The 3,228-nt window shown below is 57.8% G+C and carries 3 protein-coding genes; 2 read left to right on the plus strand and 1 reads right to left on the minus strand.

Going from position 1 to position 3,228, the window contains the following annotated elements; translation table 11 throughout:
• Positions 1-130 precede the first annotated feature (130 nt).
• Positions 131-1,558, plus strand: a complete 1,428-nt coding sequence (gene sbcB, locus OC610_RS23990; protein ID WP_264431397.1) for an exodeoxyribonuclease I — start codon at positions 131-133, stop codon at positions 1,556-1,558.
• Between the two features lie 119 nt (positions 1,559-1,677).
• Here the strand turns inward: sbcB and mvaT are convergent, their stop codons facing one another.
• Entirely contained in the window at positions 1,678-2,055 is a 378-nt protein-coding gene (gene mvaT / locus OC610_RS23995; RefSeq protein ID WP_030140826.1) for a histone-like nucleoid-structuring protein MvaT, read from the minus strand.
• Positions 2,056-2,359: 304 nt separating this feature from the next.
• Between mvaT and purU the strand changes: the two genes are divergently transcribed.
• Positions 2,360-3,208 carry a formyltetrahydrofolate deformylase gene (gene purU / locus OC610_RS24000; RefSeq protein WP_264431400.1) on the plus strand — a complete coding sequence of 283 codons (849 nt, stop codon included), beginning with the start codon at positions 2,360-2,362 and terminating at the stop codon, positions 3,206-3,208.
• Positions 3,209-3,228: the final 20 nt, after the last annotated feature.

Genomic DNA, 3,228 nt, shown 5'->3' on the forward strand with positions numbered 1-3,228 from the left:
CGCTCCCACACGTGGTCTCGGGTGTACATATCCAATATCCCTGGTATTAGTCTTCAAAATTTACAGCACTGCTGGTCGTAGGCCCGTTCTAGCGCCTAGACTTCGCCAGTCTTCAGCCCAGGAACCCACCGTGACTTCCATCTTCTGGTACGACTACGAGACCACCGGCATCAATCCGCGTTGCGACCGCCCCTTGCAAGTGGCGGGGATCCGTACCGATTTCGAGCTCAACGAAATCGACGCGCCGGTGAACCTCTACTGCCGGCCCAGCGATGACATCCTGCCGCATCCGGCCGCCTGTGCGATCACCGGCATAACGCCGGCGCAACTGGCGGAAAAAGGCTTGAGCGAAGCCGATTTCATGACCCGCGTCCACGCACAACTGGCTGCGCCCGGGACCTGTGGCGCGGGCTACAACACCTTGCGCTTCGACGATGAAATGACCCGCTACAGCCTGTATCGGAATTTTTTCGACCCCTATGCCCGGGAATGGCAGGGCGGCAACAGCCGCTGGGACTTGATCGACCTGGTGCGCGCCGCCTATGCACTGCGCCCAGAGGGGATCACCTGGCCGCAAGAGGACGGCCGCGTCACCCTCAAGCTCGAACGCCTGACCGCTGCCAACGGCATCGACCATGGCCAGGCCCATGATGCGTTGTCGGATGTGCGGGCGACGATTGCCCTGGCCCGGTTGATCCGCGAGAAACAACCCCGGCTCTATGAATGGCTGTTCCAGTTGCGCAGCAAACAGAAAGTGCTGGACCAGATTCGGCTGTTGCAGCCGATGGTGCACATTTCCGGGCGTTTCTCGGCGGCGCGAAACTACATCGGGGTGGTGCTGCCGCTGGCCTGGCACCCGAAGAACCGCAACGCCTTGATCGTCTGTGACTTGCACCTGGATCCCCAGGGATTGCTGGATCATGAGGCGCAGCTTTTGCGTCAACGGTTGTACACCCGCCGCGAAGACCTGCTCGACGGTGAACTGCCGGTGCCCCTCAAGCTCATTCACATCAACAAGTGCCCGGTGGTTGCGCCACTGGCTGTCCTGCGCGCCGAGGACCAGTTGCGGCTGCAGCTGGACATGGAAGGCGTTCGCGGGCGGGCGCTGCGGCTAACTGACGCACAGCATGTCTGGCAAGACAAACTCCAGGTTATTTATGGGCAGGAAGATTTCACCGCCAGCGAAGATCCCGAGCAGCAGTTATATGCGGGGTTTCTGGGGGATCGAGATCGCCGTTTATGTGAGCAAGTTCGCATGGCGGATCCAGCTCAATTGGCACAGGGGCATTGGCCTTTTGACGATGAACGACTGCCGGAATTATTGTTTCGATATCGTGCCCGCAACTTCCCCGACACCCTGGATCCAGAAGAGCAGGCACGCTGGAAACTATTTTGCCAGCAACGCCTGACGTCCCCGGAGTGGGGCGCACCTAATACATTGAACAGTTTTGATGAGGCGATGGCAGAGTGGATGGGGCTCTCTACATCATTGCAGCAAGAGGTTCTGCAGCAGTGGCAGGGCTACAGTCAACAATTGCGTAAGCGTTTTAGCCTTTGAATTGCCACGCGGCGATTCGATCCCAGGCGAGTAAAATGAAGGCATAAAAAAACGCCAGCAATCGCTGGCGTTTTTGGCTTTGCAAGCGCCGCGTAAAGCGCGGTGCCGGCTGGCAAGGCTTAGCCCAGCAGGGTTGCCCAGCCTTCTACCACGTCACCGCCCCACTTGGCTTTCCACTCTTTCAGAGTCTTGTGGTTGCCACCTTTGGTTTCGATGACTTCGCCGTTGTGCGGGTTTTTGTACTGCTTAACTTTGCGAGCGCGTTTGGTGCCAGTAGTTTTTGCAGCGCCACGAGGGGCTTTGGCCGATTTGGCTTCTGGGTCCAGCAGGGCAATGATATCGCGCAGGGACTTGGAATATTCGCCCATCAGAGTGCGCAGTTTGCCTTCGAATTCCAGTTCTTTTTGCAGTTTGTCGTCTTCGGACAGGTTTTTCAGGCGAGCTTGCAGTTCTTTGATGGCTTCTTCTGTAGCGCGGTATTCGTTGATCAGGGACATGGGGACTACCTTATGTAGGACGCGGGTGACAAGGAGACAGTGAAGCAATAGTAATCAGACAGTTTCATCAAGTAAACATTTAAGCCGTGTTTATTTAGTTAAATAGTGCAGTGTCACAAAATGATCGGCCCAATAAGTAACGTGATGTGCGCTCACATCTGTTCACACATATAGCGATGCCACCGCAGGCCAGGCCTTCCCTGCCTCGGCTGATCACGGAGAGGGCGGTGGTGTCATCAGTACTGCAGTTTTGCCGCACAGTGGCTAGAATGGCCGCCTTTGCGAAAGTTCTGGAGTTTCCCTAATGCGCACTTTTCGGCTGGTGATCGCTTGCCCGGACCGCGTCGGTATCGTTGCTAAAGTCAGTAACTTTCTGGCGTCCCATAACGGTTGGATCACTGAAGCAAGCCATCATTCGGACAATCAGAGTGGCTGGTTCTTCATGCGCCACGAGATCCGTGCCGACTCGCTGCCCTTCGGCATCGAAGCCTTTCGCGAGGCGTTCGCCCCCATTGCCGAAGAGTTCTCGATGGACTGGCGCATCACTGACACCGCGCAGAAGAAACGCGTGGTGCTGATGGCCAGCCGTGAGTCTCACTGCCTGGCTGACTTGCTGCACCGCTGGCACAGCGATGAGCTTGATTGCGACATCGCCTGTGTGATCTCCAACCATGACGACTTGCGCAGCATGGTGGAGTGGCACGGCATCCCGTACTACCACGTACCGGTCAACCCGCAGGACAAGCAACCGGCGTTCGTCGAGGTCTCGCGCCTGGTCAAGCAGCACGATGCCGAGGTGGTGGTGCTGGCCCGCTACATGCAAATCCTGCCGCCGTCCCTGTGCAGCGAATACGCGCACAAAGTCATTAACATCCACCACAGTTTCCTGCCATCGTTCGTGGGTGCGAAGCCGTACCACCAGGCTTCGATGCGCGGCGTGAAGCTGATCGGCGCGACGTGCCACTACGTGACCGAGGAGCTGGACGCCGGTCCGATCATCGAGCAGGACGTGGTCCGCGTCAGCCACAGCGACAGCATCGAAGACATGGTGCGATTCGGTCGCGACGTCGAGAAGATGGTGCTGGCGCGCGGCCTGCGTTATCACCTTGAAGACCGCGTGTTGGTGCACGGCAACAAGACCGTCGTCTTCTGATTCAACACATGACCCCGTGC

Source organism: Pseudomonas agronomica, assembly GCF_025917275.1.
Taxonomy (GTDB): domain Bacteria; phylum Pseudomonadota; class Gammaproteobacteria; order Pseudomonadales; family Pseudomonadaceae; genus Aquipseudomonas; species Aquipseudomonas agronomica.

What these genes read in the sequence shown, in the direction of transcription:
- mvaT (WP_030140826.1), bottom strand. Translation starts at nt 2,055, where the DNA reads ATGTCCCTGATCAACGAATACCGCGCTACAGAAGAAGCCATCAAAGAA.
- purU (WP_264431400.1), top strand. Translation starts at nt 2,360, where the DNA reads ATGCGCACTTTTCGGCTGGTGATCGCTTGCCCGGACCGCGTCGGTATC.